This window comes from Mesorhizobium sanjuanii (assembly GCF_002529485.1).
GTDB classification, from domain to species: domain Bacteria; phylum Pseudomonadota; class Alphaproteobacteria; order Rhizobiales; family Rhizobiaceae; genus Mesorhizobium; species Mesorhizobium sanjuanii.
The window spans coordinates 1-18,825 of record NZ_NWQG01000129.1 but is presented as its reverse complement, the minus strand read 5'-3'; the positions used below and the strand labels follow the sequence as shown (position 1 = coordinate 18,825).

Sequence of the window (18,825 nt, the reverse complement as noted above, 5' to 3'; positions counted from 1 at the left end):
ATGCAACACAGGCCGATCCTCATAAGGCCTGAAAAACGTTAAAAATCAGATCATCCAAGGGGCGTAGACGGGCGCGTAGACCGCGCGCATCTCGGCGGCGCGGCCGCGCTCGCGGCGCGTCGTCTCGACGATCTCGAAGGCCGAACGGTCCGACAACAGGCGACGCAGCGCCGCCGCGTTCAGCCTGTGGCCGCCGCGATACGAACGGAAGCAGCCGATGAACCGGGCGCCGGCCAGCGCCAGATCGCCCATGGCGTCCAGCGTCTTGTGGCGAGCGAACTCGTTGGGATAGCGCAGGCCGCCAATATTGATCACGCGGTTGTCGTCGCCGATCACCAGCGAGTTCTCCAGCGACGAGCCGAGCGCATAGCCCGCGGCCCACAGCCGTTCCACATCCTTCATGAAACCAAAGGTACGGGCCCGCGCGACATCGCGGCGGAAAATATCGGGGTTGATGTCGGACGCAAAGAGCTGGCGGCCGATCGCCGGGCTTTCGAAATCGATCTCGATTTCGAAGCGCGTGCCGTCATAAGGCCTGAATTCCGCCCAGGACGCGCCGTTCTCGATGCGAACCGGCTTGACCACCCTTATGTACCGGCGCTTGACCGGCAGCGTGTCGATGCCGACCTGGTCCACGGCCTCGACAAACGGCATGGCGCTACCGTCTAGGATCGGAACCTCGCGGCCGTCGATTTCGATGACGATGTTGTCGATGCCAAGCCCGAAGACAGTGGCCATCAGATGTTCGACGGTGGCGATATGCTCTCCTTCGGGATCGCCGAGCATGGTGCAAAGGTCGGTGGCGCCGACCTCGGCGACCAGCGCACGAAACTCGCGGCTCTCGCTTCCATTCGAAAGGTGGAACACCACGCCCGTGTCGGCATCCGCCGGCAGAAAATGAACGGTAACAGGTTTGCCGCTGTGAACGCCGGTGCCCGTCAGCGTCGCACGCGATTTAAGTGTCGTCTGGTAGTCCTGCAAGACAAACCCCATAGCCCATGCTGCCCAAGTCCACCTTGTCGGCCCCAAGGGGCGCGGCATTTGCGCGGCACTTGATTGATCGGCAGGCAGGGCCAACTCCCCGAATCCCGGCAAACCGACGTTTGTCGCGGGAAGATAGTGATCCGGCAGGGAGACTCCAAATCACGGTTTCTTACTCTTTGTAACCACGACCAGAAGTAAGCAGGGTCTCCTAAGATGCTGTTTTGCAAAGGCTTTCTAAGTTAACAGGCAAACAATCTCTTGCTTGCCTGTTAACAATTGTTACAGGCTGTTAACAGGTCAGTTGGCCTGACGGCGCAGGAACGCCGGAATCTCCAACTGATCGTCTTCCTGCATGGTCCTGGCCTGCGGCGTCAGCCGGCCCTGATCGTCCAACTGGCCGCGGCGCGGCGCGTAAAGCTGCGGGTCCTGGCTGGCGAGGCGGCGCACTTCGGGGGCCGCCTGGCGCAGTTTCGGTTCACGCGGCTGTGCCGGCTGCAACCGTGCCGGCTCCTCTTCGCGGCGGGTCAGGCCGCTCGTCAGGCGCTTGATCAATCCCATCGGACCGCTGTTCTCATGATGATCGGCCGGACGGCTTTTGGCTTCCACCTCGGCCTTCACCACAGGCGGGAAATCCTCCACGCGCGGCATGCGCTGGGGTGCCGCGGCCACCGGCTGAAGCACTCCACGCTGCGGCATCGCCTGCTGGACCACCGGCTGCAGCATCGGCTGCGGCTGGGGGGGCGGCGCCTGGAAGATCTTGTTCTGCGGGCGGAAGTCGTCCGCCGGGGCAACCGGTGCGGGACGCGCCATCGCGGCAGCGTTGGCTTCGGCAAGCTGGATCGCCTCGGCAACCGGGTCGGCCGCGCGTGGCTCATAGGCGGGCTGAACCGGCGCCGGGCGGCTTTCCGTAACCGGGACCGCCGGGCGGTTGACAGGCTTTGGCGGCGCGGCGCGGATGGCGATCGGCGCGGCGGCGATTTCAGCCGCCGATTTGTCGATGCCGGTGGCGACCACCGAGACGCGGATGACGCCTTCGAGATCCTCGTCGAACGTCGCGCCCAGGATGATGTTGGCGTCCTGGTCGACTTCCTCGCGGATGCGGGTAGCCGCCTCGTCGACTTCGAACAGGGTGAGGTCGCGGCCGCCGGTGATCGAGATCAGCAGGCCCTTGGCGCCCTTCATCGAGGTCTCGTCGAGCAGCGGGTTGGCGATCGCCGCCTCGGCGGCGGCCATGGCGCGTCCTTCGCCGGAAGCCTCGCCCGTTCCCATCATCGCCTTGCCCATCTCGCGCATGACCGAGCGAACGTCGGCGAAGTCGAGATTGATCAGACCTTCCTTCACCATCAGGTCGGTGATGCAGGCGACACCGGAATAGAGCACCTGGTCGGCCATGGCGAAGGCATCGGCGAAGGTCGTCTTGTCATTGGCCAGCCGGAACAGGTTCTGGTTGGGGATGACGATGAGGGTGTCGACGCATTTCTGCAATTCCTCGATGCCGAAATCCGCCGTTTTCATGCGGCGCTGGCCTTCGAAATGGAACGGCTTGGTGACGACGCCGACCGTAAGGATGCCCTTTTCACGGGCGGCACGCGCGACAACCGGAGCCGCTCCCGTGCCGGTGCCGCCGCCCATGCCGGCGGTGACGAAGCACATATGGGTGTTCGACAGATGATCGATGATCTCGTCGATGCATTCTTCCGCCGCCGCGCGGCCGACTTCCGGCTGCGATCCCGCGCCCAGACCTTCGGTGACATGCGCACCGAGCTGGATCAACCGTTCCGCCTTGGACATGGTCAGCGCCTGTGCGTCGGTGTTGGCCACGACGAACTCGACACCGCGCAAGCCCGCGGTGATCATGTTGTTGACGGCATTGCCGCCGCCGCCGCCGACACCGAACACGGTGATTCGCGGCTTGAGCTCGGTGATATCCGGCTTTTGCAGATTGATGGTCATTGTCTCCGTCCTTTGCCTTTCACGCCGCTTCGCCGCCGCGGCCGCCTATGGGGCTGCCCCCGTCAATTAGAAACTGTCTCTCAACCACTGACTCATGCGATGCAGTTTTCCGCCCGTTCCGGTCATTCTCAGGCCGGAAATGCCTTTCGCCGGATGGCTCTCGAAGCTCGCCATCTGCGGGTAGATCAAAAGCCCGACCGGCGTCGAGAAAGCCGGCCCCTTGGCCGCCTCCGGCAGGCCCGCCACGCCGAGCGGCCGACCGATGCGCACATTGCGTCCGAGGATGCGGCGCGCCGCCTCCGGCAGGCCGGAGAGCTGGCTGGCGCCACCGGTCAGCACCACACGCTTGCCGACGGCATTGCCGTAGCCGGATTTGTTCAGCCGGTCGCGCAACAGTTCGAGCGTCTCGTCGATGCGCGCGCGGATGATGCGCGTCATCACCGACCGCGGTATCTGCAACGGCACCTCGCCTTCCTCGCCGATCGGCTGGATCGACACCAGGTCGCGGTCGTCGGCACTGCCGGGCAGCGCCGAGCCATGCATCACCTTCAGTCGCTCTGCCGCATCGAGCGAGGTCGACAGGCCCTTGGCCATGTCGAGCGTGACATGGTTGCCGCCGACGGCGATGGCGTCGCCATGTACGAACTTGCCTTCCGAAAACACCGAAATCGTCGTGGTGCCGCCGCCCATGTCGATGCAGGCCGCACCCATTTCGAGCTCGTCGTCGACCAGTGCGGCCAACCCGCTGGCATAGGGCGTCGCCACCATGCGCTCGACCGACAGATGCGAGCGGTTGATGCAGAGTTCCAGGTTGCGCAAGGGAGCGGCATCGCCCGTCAGCACATGCATGTCGACACCGAGCTGATCGCCGACCATGCCGCGCGGATCGCGCACGCCGCGCTCGGCGTCCAGCGAAAAGCCGACGGGAAGCGAATGGATCACCTCGCGCTCGGCCCTCAGCGCCTGCTTGGCGCCGGCAGCAAGCACGCGCTTGATATCGGCCTCGTCGGCCTCATGGCCGCCAAGGTTGATGGTGGCGGAGAAGGTCTCGCTCTTCAGCCGGCCGGCCGTCATATTGACGATCAGCGAATCCACCGTCAGCCCGGCCATGCGCTCGGCGGCGTCGACGGCGAGGCGGATGGCGTGCTCGGCCCTGTCGAGATCGATGACGACGCCCGATTTCACGCCTTGCGATTTCTGATGGCCGATGCCGATCACCTGAATGCGATGCGAGCGCCCGCGCAAGAGCTTGCCGTCGTCGCGCGGCTTCAGCTTCGCCACCACGCAGCACACCTTGCTCGAGCCGACATCGAGCACCGTCAAGGTACCGGACCGGCGCGACGAGGCATCGCTGTTGCCGCCAAGCCAGCTCATATGTTCGTCCCCGGCTTGCGCTTCAGTACTTTGGGCTTCTCGTTGAGCGCGGCCTCGCGCTGCGTCGCCGCTTCCGGCGTCAACTGGACGACGAGACGATCGGAAAGGCGCATGTCGACGGCGGCGATGTCGCGCGTCAAAAGCCCGTTCTCATGGTCCATCCTGACCAGATCGGCGATCGCCTGATCCTCGCCATCTTCGGGAAGCTTGACGGTGATGCCGTTTTCCAGCTTCAGGTCCCAGCGCCGTTCGCCGATGCGGATATAGCCCTTGATCCGCGCGGCAAGCTCCGGATATTTCTTGATCCTGGCAAGGAAATCCGGCGCCTTGGCCGGCGCGCCGGCGCCGATGATCAACGGCAGCAATGCCTGCTTGCCGCCGGAGAACGGCGCGATCACATTGCCGGACTTTTCGATGACGGAAAGCTCGCTGCCTTGCTGCCAAAGCGCGAAGGGCACTCGCTCCTCGACGCGCACCTCCAGCGTGTGCGGATAGACCTTGCGCACCGCCGCAACTTCGATCCAGGGCAGCGTGGCGATGCGCTCGCGCGCGGCCTCGGCGTCGAAGCCGATCAGCGAGGTCCAGCCGTCGAGCTCCAGCCTGTCCAGTATATCGATCTCGGAGGTTTCACGATTGCCGACCACCTTGATCTGATCGACGGCAAAACCGGTGCGGGCAGTGACGCCCTGAACGATGCTGTCGACATGTCCGCCGAGATAGGCGCCATAGGCGCCACCCGACGCCAGCAGCACCGCCGACAGGATTGCGGCGGAGAAAGGCGGCGCCTCGAAATCGCCCTCGCCCAGGCGAGCCAGAACGCGCACCGGCCGGCGAAGCAGGCGCGGCAATACGAAATGGTCGAACGACAACGGCATGCCGAACAGCGTCGGCCCGGCCGCGCCCTTCTCCTTGCCCTGTCCCCACCTCAACGCAAACACGAAGCGTCCTCCACCATCCAACTCAATAAATCGCCGAACGAGTGCCCCGCTTGCGCGGCGATTTCAGGCACCAAGGATGTCGGCGTCATGCCAGGCTGAGTGTTGATCTCGAGCCAGACAATTTCGCCGTTTTCGGAGTGACGATCGTCATAGCGGAAGTCCGATCGGGAAACGCCCCGGCAACCGACGGCTTGGTGAGCCTTGAGCGCCAGTGTCTGTATTTTTTGGTAAATATTCGGTGAAATTTTTGCCGGGCATTCGTGTTTTGATCCGCCCGCGACATATTTTGAGTCATAGTCGTAGAAGGAATGGCCGGTCGGGATGATCTCGCAGACGCCGAGCGCCACATCGCCCATCACCGCGCAGGTCAGCTCCCGCCCGTGAATGTAGCGCTCCACCATGACGGTATCGCCATATTTCCAGTCGGACGAGCCGATCACCTGCGGCGGATGCGACTGACCCTCATGCACGATGACGACGCCGAAGCTCGACCCTTCGCTGACCGGCTTGACCACATAGGGCGGCTTCATCGGATGCTTGTTCTGGATGGCGAAGCGGTTCGTCACCTTCGATTCCGCCACCGGAATGCCGGAGGCCTTGGCGATCTTCTTGGCCTGCTCCTTGTTCATGGCCAGCGCCGAAGCGAGCACGCCCGAATGGGTATAGGCAATCCCCAGATATTCGAGGATGCCCTGGATGGTGCCGTCCTCGCCGAAAGGGCCATGCAGCGCATTGAAGGCGACGTCGGGCTTGAGTTCGGCCAGCACCGATCCGACATCGCGCGTGACGTCGAGGCGAGTGACCCGGTAGCCTTCATTCTCGAGCGTATCGGCACACGCTTTCCCCGAGGACAGAGACACGGGCCGCTCGGACGAGAATCCCCCCAGCAGAACGGCCACATGCTTGCTTTTCATTTCCCGTCATCCCCTCTCACGGCGGGCCGGCATCTCTCGATCAGAGCAGTCCTTGCTCTCACGATTCCGCAACCTTGAGTCCGAGTCTCCCGGCAGGTTGCCCCCCAGACGGAAAACGCGGGAACGCGTCGAACGACTCAAATCAGGAAACGCTTTCAGGCAGAGAATCAGAGAGTTGATTCACTGGCAAGTGCTTACGATTCCGAGAGATTCACTTTCCGTGAAAACGGCCATAAAAATTGCGTTGTGAGTCTTTGACGCAACGGTCGCGCGGTGATTCACATCGTTTGAAGTTCAAGTATTACATGAACATAAGGCCGCGCTAAAGCAATTGCCCCAGAAACTCTTGTACCGCATGCCCCGGCCGGAACTCGCCGATGCGCTTGATTTCCCATTGCAGCCGGATGCCTGAATTCTCGAGCACGCGCGTGCGCACCGTCTCGCCGAGATATTCAAGGTCGTAGCCGGTCGCGGTTCCAGTGTTGATCATGAAGTTGCAGTGCATCGGCGACATCTGCGCACCGCCGATCATCAGCCCCCGGCACCCCGCCTTGTCGATCTCTTTCCAGGCCGAGGTGCCTTCCGGATTCTTGAAGGTCGAGCCGCCGGTCTTTTCGCGGATCGGCTGCACGGTCTCGCGATGATGCTGGACTGCATCCATCGCCGCCTTGATAGCGGCCTTGTCCTCCCGGGCGCCTTCGAACACAGCCGAGGTGAAGATCAGCCCGGAAGGTGCCGCCGAATGACGATAGGCGTAGCCCATATCGGCATTGCTCAGCGTGTGCACATTGCCCTTGCGGTCGAGCGCCCGCACCTGGACGACGCGCTCGCGCGTCTCGACGCCATTGGCACCGGCGTTCATGCGCAGCGCGCCGCCGATGGCGCCTGGAATGCCGTGGTAGAAGTGGAAGCCGCCGATGCCCGCCTCGTAGGCGACGGCGGCAAGGCGCTTGTCGGGCGTGGCGGCGCCCGCCTTGATCGTCGTCGGGCCGATCGCCTCGGCCTCGCCAAAACCCTTGGCCGAAAGCCGGATGACGAAGCCCGCCACGCCGCCATCGCGCACCAGAAGGTTCGAGCCGACGCCGACGATGGTCAGCGGGATCTCTTCGGGAACCGTTCTCAGGAACGCGGCGAGGTCCTCCTCGTCCGCCGGCTGGAACAATGCGTCGGCCAGTCCGCCGGCGCGAAACCAGGTGATCTTGTCCATCTCGGCATTGGGCGTGATGCGGCCGCGCAGGCCGGCAAGCCGGTCGCCAAGCTTGTCGATCAACGCCTGGCCGCGCATCATGGCGTGGTTCCGCCGAGTTCCCTGGGCAGCGCATAGGCCCATTGGGTGATGTTGCCGGCGCCGAGGAAGACGACGAAATCGCCTGGCTTGGCCAGATCGCGGATAACCGGCGCGATGGCCGCCGGGCCTTCGATGTAGCGGGCGTCGCGATGGCCGCCGGCGCGGATGCGCGACACCAATGCATCCGATGTCACCCCGTCGATCGGCTCTTCGCCTGCCGCGTAGACCGGCGCCACCATCACCGTGTCGGCGTCGTTGAAGCAGGCGGAAAACTCGTTGAACAGATCATGCAGCCGGGTGTAGCGATGCGGCTGGGCAATGGCGATGACGCGGCCTTTGGTGGCGCTGCGCGCCGCCTTCAACACCGCCGAGATCTCGACCGGATGGTGGCCATAATCGTCGTACACATCGACGCCGTTCCACGAGCCGGTATGGGTGAAGCGCCGCTTGACGCCGGCGAAGGACGACAGGCCCTTCTTGATCGCTTCGGCGGAAAGGCCGAGCTCATGCGCCACGGCGATCGCCGCCGTCGCATTGGCGACGTTGTGGCGGCCAGGCATCGGCAGGCGCAGGTCTGATATCGTCGTCTGGCCGCGTGTCTTGCGGTCGCGGATCACCACGTCGAACTCCGAGGTCGCACCCGCCATGCGGTGGTTGGTGAAACGCACATCGGCCTGCGCATTCTCGCCATAGGTGATGACGCGCCGGTCCTCGATGCGGCCGACCAGCGCCTGCACTTCCGGATGGTCGGTGCACATGACGCCGAAACCGTAGAACGGCACGTTCTCGACGAACTGGCGGAACGCCTCGCGCACATTGTCGAAAGAGCCGTAATGGTCGAGATGCTCGGGATCGATATTGGTGACGACGGCGATGTCGGCCGGCAGCTTCAGGAAGGTGCCGTCGCTTTCGTCGGCCTCGACCACCATCCATTCGCCGTCACCCATGCGGGCGTTGGTGCCATAGGCATTGATGATGCCGCCATTGATCACGGTCGGATCGAGCCCGCCGGCTTCGAGCAGCGTCGCCACCATCGAGGTCGTCGTCGTCTTGCCATGCGTGCCGCCGATCGCCACCGCCTGGCGGAAGCGCATCAATTCGGCCAGCATTTCGGCGCGCCGCACGATGGGCAGCAGCCTTTCGCGCGCGGCCTTCAGTTCCGGATTGGATTTCTTGATCGCGGTCGAGACGACGACCACTTCGGCGTCACCGAGATTGTCGGCTTGATGACCGACGAAGCACTCGATGCCCTTGTCACGCAGCCGCTGCACATTGGCGCTGTCGGCCTGGTCGGATCCTTGCACCTTGTAGCCGAGATTGTGCAGCACCTCGGCGATGCCGCTCATGCCGATACCGCCAATGCCGATGAAATGCACAAGGCCGATCGTCTGCGGCATCTTCATCAATGCGTCTCCTTCCTGAATTCCGAAACGGTTTTCTTCGACGCAATAGCCTCTGTCAGATCGGCGAGCAACCGCGCCGCATCCGGTTTTCCGGCCGATTTCGCCGCCGCCGCCATGGCGGCGAGCCGTTCCGGATCGTCCATCAGGCCGCCGACCAGCTGCGCTATGCGCTCGGACGACAGCGAGGCTTGGGCATGCACCTCGGCACCGCCTGCCGCGGCCAGGGCCGCGGCATTGGCCGCCTGGTCGTGGTCGAGCGCATGCGGATAGGGCACCAACAATGCCGGGCGGCCGACCACGGCGATTTCCGACACGGTCGATGCGCCGGATCGCGACATTACCAGATGCGCCGCCGCCAGGCGCGCCGCCATGTCGGTGAAGAAGGGCGACACGTCGGCCTCGATGCCAAGCGCGGCATAGGCAGCCTTCACCTTCTCCACATCCTCGGCGCGTGCCTGCTGCGTAATCACCAGCCGTTTGCGTTGTGCGTCCGAAAGCAGCGCTATCGCGGCCGGCACGGCATCGGAAAAGAACTGTGCGCCCTGGCTGCCGCCGAACACCAGGAACCGGAACGGTTGCTTGCCCGCAGAGGCACTGTAGGGCGTCCTTGCCGCCTCCAGCACTTGCGGCCTGACCGGATTGCCTGTCGTCACCGTCTTGGCGCCGGCGGCACTTGCATCCTGCGGCAGGAATCCACCGGCAATGGCATCGACGCGGCCGGCCAGCGCCCGGTTGGCGCGCCCCATCACCGCGTTCTGCTCGTGGATCAGTGTCGGCACCTTGCGCCGCGTCGCCGCATAGAGCGGCGGCAGCGTCGGATAACCGCCGAAGCCGACGACCACGGCGGGCTTGATCCGTCCGATCACCGAGGAGGCCTGGCGCACCCCACCCCAGATCTTCCAGAAGGCGGCAAGCACGGCGAAAGGATTTTTCGACCCCATCGTCGCCGACTGGATCGGATGGATGCTGGCTGCCGGGAACTGGCCGGCAAAACGCTCGGCACGATCGTCGGTGGCCAGATGCACCATCCAGCCGCGCCGCTTCAGTTCGTGCGCCAGCGCCTCGGCCGGGAACAGATGCCCGCCCGTGCCGCCTGCCGCCAGAAGAATGACCCCGTTGGCCATTTCATTCCGCCGGCATGGCGCGCGCCGGCGGCGCAAAGCCCATCTGCTTGCGCCGTTCCGGCCGTTTGCGCGTCAGCGCCAGCACCATGCCCATCGAAATGGCGATGGCGATCTGCGAAGAGCCGCCATAGGAGATGAACGGCAAGGTCATGCCCTTGGCCGGCATCAGCTGCAGATTGACGGCCATGTTGATGACCGACTGCAGACCGAAGACGGTGACCAGGCCGCCAACCGCGTAGCGCGTGAAATCATCCTGCTCCTTGAGCGCCGTGTTGAGGCCGCGCAGCACGATGAAGGCGAAGATGGACATGATGAAGAAGCACATGATCAGCCCGAACTCCTCGCCGGCGACCGAGAAGACGAAGTCGGCGTGGCTGTCCGGTATGACCCGCTTGACGGTGCCCTCGCCCGGCCCGACGCCGAACCAGCCGCCATTGATCAGCGCCTCGCGGCCCATGTCGACCTGGAACGTGTCGCCTTCGCCGGTCATGAAGCGGTCGATGCGGCCGGCGACGTGCGGGAACACCGTATAGGCGGCGAACACGCCGCCAATGCCGGCAGCGCCCAGCGCGATGATCCACAGCCACGGCAATCCGGCCATGAAGAACATCACCCCCCAGGTACCGAGCACCAGCATGGTCTGGCCGAAATCCGGCTGCGCCACCAGCAGCGATATGACCAGGGCCAGCAGCAGCATGGCGAACAGATTGCCTGGAATGTCGGGCTGGCGCTTGTGCTCGGCAAACAGCCAGGCGCAGATGATGACGAAGGCCGGCTTCAGGAATTCCGACGGCTGGATCGACAGGCCGGCAAACGACACCCAGCGCCGCGCACCCTTCACCTCGACGCCGATGTAGAGCACCGCCACCATCAGGACCAGCGTGATGCACAGCATGACCAGCGCCATGCGCCTGATCTGCCGCGATTCCATGAAGGAGACGGCCAGCATCACGCCAAGCGCGGGGATGGTGAAGATGATCTGCCGTGTGGCGAAGTGGAAGCTGTCGAGGCCGATGCGCTGGGCCACCGCCGGGCTGGCCGCGAAGGACAGCACGATGCCAAGCCCCATCAGCGACAGGAACGCTGCCAGGAACCAGCGATCGACCGTCCACCACCAGGTGGCGACCGGGCTTTTGTCGAGACGGCTTTGCATTATCGTGTCCCTCCGATGGGCTTGACGCCATCAATAGCGTTCGCGGCTTGCCTGAACGCGTCGCCGCGAACTTCGAAATTCCTGAACTGGTCGAAACTGGCGCAGGCCGGCGAAAGCAGCACCACTGCCTCGCCGCCACTATCCCTGGCCGCATCCCTTGCGGCATGTTCGACCGCCGCGGCAAGCGTGCCCGATATCTCGTAAGGCACCGCCTCGCCCAGCGTCGCCGAAAAGGCCGGCGCGGCATCGCCGATCAGATAGGCCTTGGCGATGCGCGGGAAGAAGCCGCGCAACGGCTCGATGCCGCCTTCCTTGGCCAATCCGCCGGCGATCCAGTAGATGCGGTTAAAGCTCGACAGGGCGGGGGCCGCCGCATCGGCATTGGTCGCCTTGGAATCGTTGATGAACAGCACATGGCCCTTGCGGCCGACCTGCTCCATGCGGTGCGCCAGGCCGGGGAAGCTTTCCAGGCCCGACTGGATCTCGCCGAGCGAGAGCCCGACCTTGAGGCAGGCGGCAACGGCGGCCAGCGCGTTCTGCGCATTGTGTTGGCCGCGCAGCGAGCCGATGCCTTCGAGAAAGGCGACGCGGCTGAAGCGGCCATGCACCGCCTCCATCAGGTCGGTGCCACTGGCGAAATAGCCGTCGGTGAGCGGCAAGCGCTTGGAAATGCGGATGACATGCCGGCCGGCCCGCTCCAGCCGGTCGGCGATCTGGGCGCACCAGGAATCGTCGATGCCGACGATTGCCACCTCGCTGCCCGCCACCAGCCGTTCCTTGATCGCGGCGTAGTGCTGCATGGTGCCATGACGGTCGAGATGATCCGGCGTCAAATTGAGCAGGACGCCCGCGGTTGGATTGATCGAGGGCGCCAGGTCGATCTGATAGGACGAGCATTCCACGACATAATGCCGCGCCGACTCCGGTGGATCGAGCGTCATCACCGCGCGGCCGATATTGCCGCCCATCTGCGTGTCGCGCGCCGCGGATTTCAGGATATGCGCCGTCAGCGCCGTGGTCGTCGATTTGCCATTGGTGCCGGTGATGGCGATGAAGGGCGCCGCCGGCGCCCGCAAGGTCCGCTCGCGGCAGAAAAGCTCGATGTCGCCGATGATCTCGACACCCGAGCCGCGCGCCAGCTCCACGCTCCAATGCGGCTTCGGATGCGTCAGCGGCACGCCGGGCGACAGCACGAAAGCCGAGAATTTCGTCCAGTCGGCGCCGCGCAGGTCGGCGGTCGCAATGCCGACGGCGCCTGCCTTGGCGACGCTGTCGGGATTGTCGTCCCAGGCCAGCACGTCCGCCCCGCCCTCGATCAGCGCGCGCGCCGTGGCGATCCCCGAGCCGCCGAGCCCGAAGAGCGAAACGCGTTTGCCGGCGAAGGATGCTGCGGGGATCAAGCGGCCTCCTATCTAAGCTTCAGGGTCGATAGGCCGACCAATGCCAGGATGACCGCGATGATCCAGAAGCGGATCACCACCTGGCTTTCGGTCCAGCCGAGCTTTTCGAAATGATGATGGATCGGCGCCATCAGGAACACGCGCTTGCCGGTCATCTTGAAGTAGCCGACCTGGATGATCACCGACAGGATCTCCACCACGAACAAGCCGCCGACGATGACCAGCACGATCTCATGCTTGGTGGCGACCGCGACCGTCCCGATCAGCCCGCCCAGCGCCAGCGACCCGGTATCGCCCATGAAGATCGCGGCCGGCGGTGCGTTGAACCACAGGAAGCCGAGGCCGGCGCCGATCACCGCGCCGAGAACCACCGCCAGTTCGCCGGTGCCGGGCACGAAATGGATCTGCAGATATTCGGCGAACACCGCGTTGCCGGAGAGGTAGGCAATGACGCCGAAGGACGCCGCCGCGATCATGATCGGCACGATCGCCAGCCCGTCGAGACCATCGGTCAGGTTCACCGCATTGCCGGCGCCGACAATGACGAAGCAGGAGAACGGGATGAAGAACCAGCCGAGATTGATGAGAAATTCCTTGGCGAAGGGAAAGGTCAGCGACGATGAGAACGGCGCCTGGCCGTTATGCATGATTACCCAGGCGGCAATGCCGGCGATGACGAATTCGAGCCCCAGCCGCGCCTTGCCGGAAAAGCCGAGATGCGATTGCTTGGTCACCTTGAGATAGTCGTCATAAAAGCCGATCGAGCCGAAACCGAGCGTCACCAGCAGCACCACCCAGACATAGATGCTGGAAAGGTTGGCCCATAGCAGCGAGGAGCCGACGATGCCGCACAGGATCATCAGGCCGCCCATGGTCGGCGTGCCGGCTTTCTTGAAATGCGTCTGCGGCCCGTCGGCGCGGATCGGCTGGCCCTTGCCTTGCCTGAGCCGCAGCGAGTTGATGATGGCCGGTCCGAAGATGAAGACGATCAGCGCCGAAGTGATCAGCGCCCCGCCGGTACGGAAGGTAATGTAGCGGAAGACATTGAAGACCGAGATCTTGTCCGCGAAATCGACGAGCAGTGTTAACATGCGTTTCGGTCCCCCGGGACTGACCCTAGGTCTGTTTACTGGTTGTGGCTTGCGCCGGAAATTTGCCGAGCAATGCCTCGACCAGCTTTGAAAAACCGATGCCTTTCGACGATTTGACCATCACCACGTCGCCAGGCTTCAATGTCGACAACAGCACTGGCTTCAAATCCTCGGCGCCGGCGCGATATTCCGTCTTGATCTCGTCTGGCAGGATGTCGGCCAGCGCCCGCATTTCCGGGCCGCCGAGAAAGACTGTGCTTGTGCCGGTGCCGACGATGAGATCGGCCAGCGCGGCATGCAGCTTAGCCGAGTGGTCGCCGAGTTCCAGCATGTCGCCAAGCACGGCAATGCGCCTGCCTTCGCCCGACACAGGCGTCGCATTGAGCAGCGCCATTGCAGCACTCATCGACGCCGGATTGGCGTTATAGCTCTCGTCGATCAGCGTGATCGATCCCTTGGGATGGCGCAGCACATGGCGCTTGCCGCGCCCGCGTTCGGCTGAAAGATCGGCCAGCGCCATCGCCACCCTGGCGATATCGGCGCCGACCAGATGCGCGGCGCCGAGCACCGCCAGCACATTCTGCACCATATGGCGGCCGGGCGCGCCGACACGCGCCGTGACCTCCTGCCCGCCGATTTTGGCGGTGATGACCGAATGGTCGGCATGCAGCACGCATTTGACCAGCCTGAAGGTCGCGCGGGCATTTTCTCCGAAGCCGTAGACATGCTCGATGCCGGCGTCTTTCGCCATCTTGCCCAGGAGCTTCGAGCGCGGATCGTCGCGGTTGAGCAGCGCCGCGCCACCCGGCTCCAATCCTTCGAAAATCTCGGCCTTGGCCTTGGCGATCTCGTCGAGGTTGCGAAAGAAGCCGAGATGCGCCGCCGCGATCAAGGTGATGATGGCGACGTGCGGCCGGACCATCTTGACCAGCGGCCGGATCTCGTCCGGATGGTTCATGCCGATCTCGAAGACGGCATAGTCGCAGTCGGCCGGCATCCGCGCCAGCGTCAGCGGCACGCCCCAGTGGTTGTTGAAGGATTGCGCCGAGGCATGCACCTTGCCGACAGCCGACAGCGCATGGCGCAGCGCCTCCTTGGTGGTGGTCTTGCCCGCCGAACCGGTCACCGCGATGATTTTTGCGCCCGAGCGCGCCCGCGCGGCAACACCCAGCTTTTCCAGTGCCACCAGCACGTCCGGCACGACGATCATCGGCGCCGTCAGCCGCCCGAGCGCCGGCAATTTGCCCTCGGCGACGACCAGCACGCCGGCGCCGGCCTTGATGGCGGCGGTCGCGAAATCATGGCCGTCCATCGCCTCGCCCTTGATGGCGAAGAAGGCCTCGCCCGCCACAAGGCTGCGGCTGTCGATCGAGATGCCGGTGACACCTTCCGGCATCGGGCCGAGCGGCCGTCCGTCCATGGCGGCAACCATATCCGCGGAGGTCCACAGGAAACTCATGCGGCGCGTTCCTGAAGCGCTGAGCGGACTTCCTCATGGTCGGAAAAATGCAGCGTCTCGGTGCCGATGGTCTGGCCTTCCTCATGGCCCTTGCCGGCCACGATCAGTGTGTCGCCGGCATGGAGCATGGCGACCGCCTCGTGGATCGCCTTGCGCCGATCGCCGATCTCGATGGCCCCGGGCGCGGCCGCAAGGATGGCGGCGCGGATCGCTTCAGGCACTTCCGAGCGCGGATTGTCGTCGGTGACGATGACGACATCGGCGAGCCGCGTGGCGATCTCGCCCATGATCGGCCGCTTGCCCCTGTCGCGGTCGCCGCCGCAGCCGAACACGACGATGACGCGGCCCGTGGTGAAGGGCCGCACCGAGGCCAGCACGTTTTCCAGCGCATCCGGCTTGTGCGCATAGTCGACATAGACCGGCGCGCCATTGGACGTCGTTCCAACGAGGTCCAGCCGACCCGGCGCACCCTTCAATTTCTCCAACGCCATCAAGGCCTTGGTGGCAGTTGTTCCGGTGGAGATGGCGAGGCCCGCCGAGACCAGCGCGTTGGCGATCTGGAAATCGCCGGCCAATGGCAGGTCGACTTCGTGAAGAACGCCGTCGACTTCCACCTCGGCGCGCTGGCGGTAACGCTCGTGCTCGACCCGCTTCAGTCTCAGGAATTCGCCATGGCGGCCGACTGTCAGCACATTCAGCCCCGCCGCCTGTGCCGCCTGGATCGTTGGTTCCGACCACGGATCGTCGGCAAAGATGACGGCGGGTGCGCCCTTCGGCAGCAGCGCGTCGAACAGGCGCAGCTTGGCGCGATGATAGTCCTCGACCGTCGGATGGTAATCCATATGGTCGCGGCCGAGATTGGTGAAGCCGCCGGCGGCAAGCCTCACGCCGTCCAGCCGGCGTTGGTCGAGCCCATGGCTGGAGGCTTCCATCGACGCGTGGGTGACGCCGGCATCGGCCAATTCCTTGAGCAGAAGGTGCAAAGCGACCGGATCGGGCGTGGTCAGTGAGCCATATTCATTGCGGCCCGGCGACACCACGCCGGTGGTGCCGATCGAAGCGGCGGCAAAGCCCGACTGCTCCCAGATCTGCCTGGTGAAGGCGGCGACCGACGTCTTGCCGCTGGTGCCGGTCACCGCGACCATGGTCTGCGGCTGCTTGCCAAAATAACGGGCGGCACTCAGCGCCAGCGCCAGGCGTGGATCGTCGACGGCGAGAACCGGCACCGGCAGTCCGGCAATGGTGCTGCCCTTGCTGGCCACGATCGCGGCAGCACCCCGCCTGGCGGCATCGGCGGCATAGGCCGCGCCGTCCGCCTTGGTGCCGGCGAGCGCGAAAAAGACGACGCCGGTTTTGACCGTGCGGGAATCCGACGAAATCCCGGTAACCTCCATATCGGGGGAAGCTGTCCCCTCGACAGGCAGGATACCGGCTAGATCTCTGAGCTTCATCGAACCCCGTTCATCTCAACAAAATAGCGCGCAGTTGCCGGCGCGCCCTAAGAATCACTGATAGGAAACCAGCGTTGCACCATTTTCATGGCTGAAATCTGGCTTCACGCCAAGCATGGAAGCCGAACGTCGGATGATGTTTGCGGCCATGACGCCCGCATTCGAGGCGGCCGTGGCGCCCATGCCGGGCTTTTCGGGCTTCGGCTCGTCGGCGATGGTGAGTACGATATATTGCGGATCGTCCATCGGAAAAGCCGCGACGAAGGCGTTGAAGTTCTTGTCCTTGGAGTAGCGGCCGTTGACCACCTTCTCCGCCGTTCCCGTCTTGCCGCCGACGCGGTAGCCCGGGACCCTGGCATTCCTGCCCGAGCCCTTCTCGGCATTGAGCGCGTAGAGGTAGCGCATGGCCTCGACGGTCTTTTCGCTGACCACTTTCTTGGCCACCGACATCGCCTGCTCCTGCGTGCGCCTCAGGAAAGTCGGCTCCATCAGATAGCCGCCATTCATCAGCGCGGCGCAACCGACCGCGGTCTGCAGCGGCGTGGTCGACACGCCGTGGCCGAAGGCGACCGTGATCGAAGTGACCTGCTTCCAGACCTTGGGCTCGGTCGGGCGGGCGACCTCCGGCAATTCGGTCTGCATCTTTTCGAGGATGCCCAGGCGATGCAGGAATTCGCGATGCCCGTCGATGCCCACCGCTTCGGCCTCTTTGGCCGAGCCGATGTTGGAGGAATAGATGAACACTTCCGGCACTGACAGCACCCGGCCCTTGCCATGGAAATCATGGATGGTCTGATGGCCAATCCTGATCGGACGGCTGGCGTCAAAACGGCTTTCCATCGTTACCTTGCCGGAATCGAGCGCCATGGCGGTGGTGAAGCTCTTGAAGGTCGAGCCCATCTCGTAGAGGCCGGCCGACATGCGGTTCAGCCGGTCCTTGTCCTGCGCGTTATAGGGATTGTTCGGATCGAAATCCGGCACCGAGGCCATCGCCAACACCTCGCCGGTCTTGACGTTAAGCACGACGGCGCCGGCCGCGATCGCATGGTACTTCTCCATGCCGGTGGCGATCTCGTCGCGCACGATATGCTGGACGCGCAGGTCGATCGAGAGCTGCACCGGCTTCAGGTCCTTGGCTATCGCCAGGCCTGACGCCTGAAGGTCGCTCAGCCCCTGTTCGTCGATGTACTTCTCCATGCCGGAGATGCCCTGATTGTCGATATTGGTGAGGCCGACAATGTAGGACGAGGTTTCGCCAGCTGGATAGAAGCGTCGCTTTTCGGTGCGGAAGCCGAAGCCGGGGATACCGAGTTGCATGATATCGGCCTGCTGCTTGGGCGTCAGTTGCCGCTGCAGCCAGACGAAGCCGGCGCCGCTCTTCAGCTTGTGATAGGTCTGCTCGTAGTCGATTTCGGGAAGCACCGTCGACAATTTTTCGATTGCCTCGTCGGCGTCGACGATGCGGCGCGGCTCGGCAAACAGCGATGCCGTCTTGATGTCCGTCGCCAGAACCTCGCCATTGCGGTCGACGATATCGGGCCGCGACGCCGTCACCCGGCTCTGCGGACCGCCGGACAGGTCGGGATTCTGGAAACCGAGATAGACCAGCCGCCCGGCAATGGTCGAATAGATGCCGAAAAACACCGCCATCGTCATCACGACGCGGGTCCTGCCCTTGCCGCCGGTCGCCTTGCGGGCGCCTTCGACGACGATCGAGCCGCCTTCGCCGGACGCGCGGCGTCCCAGCAGCCTCGTCGGAAGTCTGGCGATCCTTGCCAGTCTGGAAATCATTGGCAGTCTGGCAATCATTGCACGATGCCTCCGGTGACGACGGGATCCTTGCCGTTCAACGATCCTTTGCCGGAATTGTCGGCCATGCCGCCCAGGCGCTGGGACGAAAGGTCCTCTATGTTGACCGGCTTGGCCGGCAGGTCGTCCAGGCCGACGATCTGGCGCGCGTTGACCGGCTCGAGGCCAAGCTGCGATTTATAGATCTCGGTCAGCTTCTGCAGGCGCGCCGGCTGGGTCAGCAGGCTCCAGTCCGCCTTCAAGAGGTCGATCGTATCCTCCTCGTAGCGGATCTGCGCCTGGATCTTGTGCACTGCCGCCAATTGTTCCTCGGCCTCGCGCTTGGTCTTGTAGGTCAGGGCCGCGGCCGAGACCATGACGGCGATCAGGACTATGTCGCTGGTACGAAACACGTGCTCACCTCTCTCCCGGCCGACTGGCGCCGGGAAGTTCTGGGCTGGGAAGTTTTGGCAGGCCGAAAATCGCAAAGTCGCCGGCGCGCGCC

At 64.2% G+C, this 18,825-nt stretch carries 15 protein-coding genes; all 15 read right to left on the bottom strand.

What is annotated here, in order from left to right; all coding sequences use genetic code 11:
* Positions 1–45: 45 nt before the first annotated feature.
* The 15 genes from lpxC to ftsL all read right to left on the bottom strand — a co-directional run bounded on the left by lpxC (position 46) and on the right by ftsL (position 18,733).
* Positions 46–993: a UDP-3-O-acyl-N-acetylglucosamine deacetylase gene (gene lpxC, locus CN311_RS19710; RefSeq protein WP_097575403.1), complete on the bottom strand. Its 948-nt coding sequence runs from the start codon at positions 991–993 to the stop codon at positions 46–48.
* 288 nt (positions 994–1,281) lie between these two features.
* Complete coding sequence (ftsZ, locus tag CN311_RS19705; protein WP_097575402.1) at positions 1,282–2,937, bottom strand: cell division protein FtsZ; 1,656 nt, start codon at positions 2,935–2,937, stop codon at positions 1,282–1,284.
* Positions 2,938–3,003: 66 nt separating this feature from the next.
* Positions 3,004–4,311 (bottom strand): cell division protein FtsA, encoded by a 1,308-nt coding sequence (gene ftsA / locus CN311_RS19700; protein ID WP_097575401.1) that lies wholly within the window; start codon positions 4,309–4,311, stop codon positions 3,004–3,006.
* Positions 4,308–5,249, bottom strand: coding sequence for a cell division protein FtsQ/DivIB (locus tag CN311_RS19695; RefSeq protein ID WP_097575400.1), 942 nt, complete (start codon positions 5,247–5,249; stop codon positions 4,308–4,310). The genes ftsA and CN311_RS19695 overlap by 4 nt, the downstream gene beginning before the upstream one ends.
* Positions 5,237–6,163, bottom strand: coding sequence for a D-alanine--D-alanine ligase (locus CN311_RS19690; RefSeq protein WP_097575399.1), 927 nt, complete (start codon positions 6,161–6,163; stop codon positions 5,237–5,239). Before CN311_RS19690 ends, CN311_RS19695 begins: the two co-directional genes overlap by 13 nt.
* A gap of 322 nt (positions 6,164–6,485) precedes the next feature.
* A complete protein-coding gene (gene murB, locus CN311_RS19685) occupies positions 6,486–7,451 on the bottom strand; it encodes a UDP-N-acetylmuramate dehydrogenase (protein ID WP_097575398.1) in 966 nt (321 codons plus the stop codon).
* Positions 7,448–8,854 (bottom strand): UDP-N-acetylmuramate--L-alanine ligase, encoded by a 1,407-nt coding sequence (gene murC / locus CN311_RS19680; RefSeq protein ID WP_097575397.1) that lies wholly within the window; start codon positions 8,852–8,854, stop codon positions 7,448–7,450. The genes murB and murC overlap by 4 nt, the downstream gene beginning before the upstream one ends.
* Entirely contained in the window at positions 8,854–9,978 is a 1,125-nt protein-coding gene (murG, locus tag CN311_RS19675; protein ID WP_097575396.1) for an undecaprenyldiphospho-muramoylpentapeptide beta-N-acetylglucosaminyltransferase, read from the bottom strand. The genes murC and murG overlap by 1 nt, the downstream gene beginning before the upstream one ends.
* 1 nt (position 9,979) lies before the next feature.
* Complete coding sequence (gene ftsW / locus CN311_RS19670; protein WP_097575395.1) at positions 9,980–11,131, bottom strand: putative lipid II flippase FtsW; 1,152 nt, start codon at positions 11,129–11,131, stop codon at positions 9,980–9,982.
* On the bottom strand, positions 11,131–12,531 hold the full coding sequence (gene murD, locus CN311_RS19665; RefSeq protein WP_097575394.1) for a UDP-N-acetylmuramoyl-L-alanine--D-glutamate ligase: 1,401 nt from the start codon (positions 12,529–12,531) through the stop codon (positions 11,131–11,133). Before murD ends, ftsW begins: the two co-directional genes overlap by 1 nt.
* A gap of 8 nt (positions 12,532–12,539) precedes the next feature.
* Positions 12,540–13,622: a phospho-N-acetylmuramoyl-pentapeptide-transferase gene (gene mraY / locus CN311_RS19660; protein ID WP_097575393.1), complete on the bottom strand. Its 1,083-nt coding sequence runs from the start codon at positions 13,620–13,622 to the stop codon at positions 12,540–12,542.
* Positions 13,623–13,647: 25 nt separating this feature from the next.
* Positions 13,648–15,081, bottom strand: a complete 1,434-nt coding sequence (locus tag CN311_RS19655; RefSeq protein WP_097575392.1) for a UDP-N-acetylmuramoylalanyl-D-glutamyl-2,6-diaminopimelate--D-alanyl-D-alanine ligase — start codon at positions 15,079–15,081, stop codon at positions 13,648–13,650.
* On the bottom strand, positions 15,078–16,532 hold the full coding sequence (locus CN311_RS19650) for a UDP-N-acetylmuramoyl-L-alanyl-D-glutamate--2,6-diaminopimelate ligase (RefSeq protein ID WP_097575391.1): 1,455 nt from the start codon (positions 16,530–16,532) through the stop codon (positions 15,078–15,080). The genes CN311_RS19655 and CN311_RS19650 overlap by 4 nt, the downstream gene beginning before the upstream one ends.
* A 54-nt stretch (positions 16,533–16,586) precedes the next feature.
* Positions 16,587–18,341, bottom strand: coding sequence for a peptidoglycan D,D-transpeptidase FtsI family protein (locus CN311_RS19645; protein WP_208866538.1), 1,755 nt, complete (start codon positions 18,339–18,341; stop codon positions 16,587–16,589).
* Entirely contained in the window at positions 18,338–18,733 is a 396-nt protein-coding gene (gene ftsL / locus CN311_RS19640; RefSeq protein ID WP_097575389.1) for a cell division protein FtsL, read from the bottom strand. The genes CN311_RS19645 and ftsL overlap by 4 nt, the downstream gene beginning before the upstream one ends.
* Positions 18,734–18,825: the final 92 nt, after the last annotated feature.

Bases quoted from the DNA above. Each gene is read 5' to 3' on its own strand.
- lpxC (WP_097575403.1), bottom strand. From the start codon at position 993: ATGGGGTTTGTCTTGCAGGACTACCAGACGACACTTAAATCGCGTGCG.
- ftsZ (WP_097575402.1), bottom strand. From the start codon at position 2,937: ATGACCATCAATCTGCAAAAGCCGGATATCACCGAGCTCAAGCCGCGA.
- ftsA (WP_097575401.1), bottom strand. From the start codon at position 4,311: ATGAGCTGGCTTGGCGGCAACAGCGATGCCTCGTCGCGCCGGTCCGGT.
- CN311_RS19690 (WP_097575399.1), bottom strand. From the start codon at position 6,163: ATGAAAAGCAAGCATGTGGCCGTTCTGCTGGGGGGATTCTCGTCCGAG.
- murB (WP_097575398.1), bottom strand. From the start codon at position 7,451: ATGATGCGCGGCCAGGCGTTGATCGACAAGCTTGGCGACCGGCTTGCC.
- murC (WP_097575397.1), bottom strand. From the start codon at position 8,854: ATGAAGATGCCGCAGACGATCGGCCTTGTGCATTTCATCGGCATTGGC.
- murG (WP_097575396.1), bottom strand. From the start codon at position 9,978: ATGGCCAACGGGGTCATTCTTCTGGCGGCAGGCGGCACGGGCGGGCAT.
- ftsW (WP_097575395.1), bottom strand. From the start codon at position 11,131: ATGCAAAGCCGTCTCGACAAAAGCCCGGTCGCCACCTGGTGGTGGACG.
- mraY (WP_097575393.1), bottom strand. From the start codon at position 13,622: ATGTTAACACTGCTCGTCGATTTCGCGGACAAGATCTCGGTCTTCAAT.
- CN311_RS19655 (WP_097575392.1), bottom strand. From the start codon at position 15,081: ATGAGTTTCCTGTGGACCTCCGCGGATATGGTTGCCGCCATGGACGGA.
- CN311_RS19650 (WP_097575391.1), bottom strand. From the start codon at position 16,532: ATGAAGCTCAGAGATCTAGCCGGTATCCTGCCTGTCGAGGGGACAGCT.
- CN311_RS19645 (WP_208866538.1), bottom strand. From the start codon at position 18,341: ATGATTGCCAGACTGCCAATGATTTCCAGACTGGCAAGGATCGCCAGA.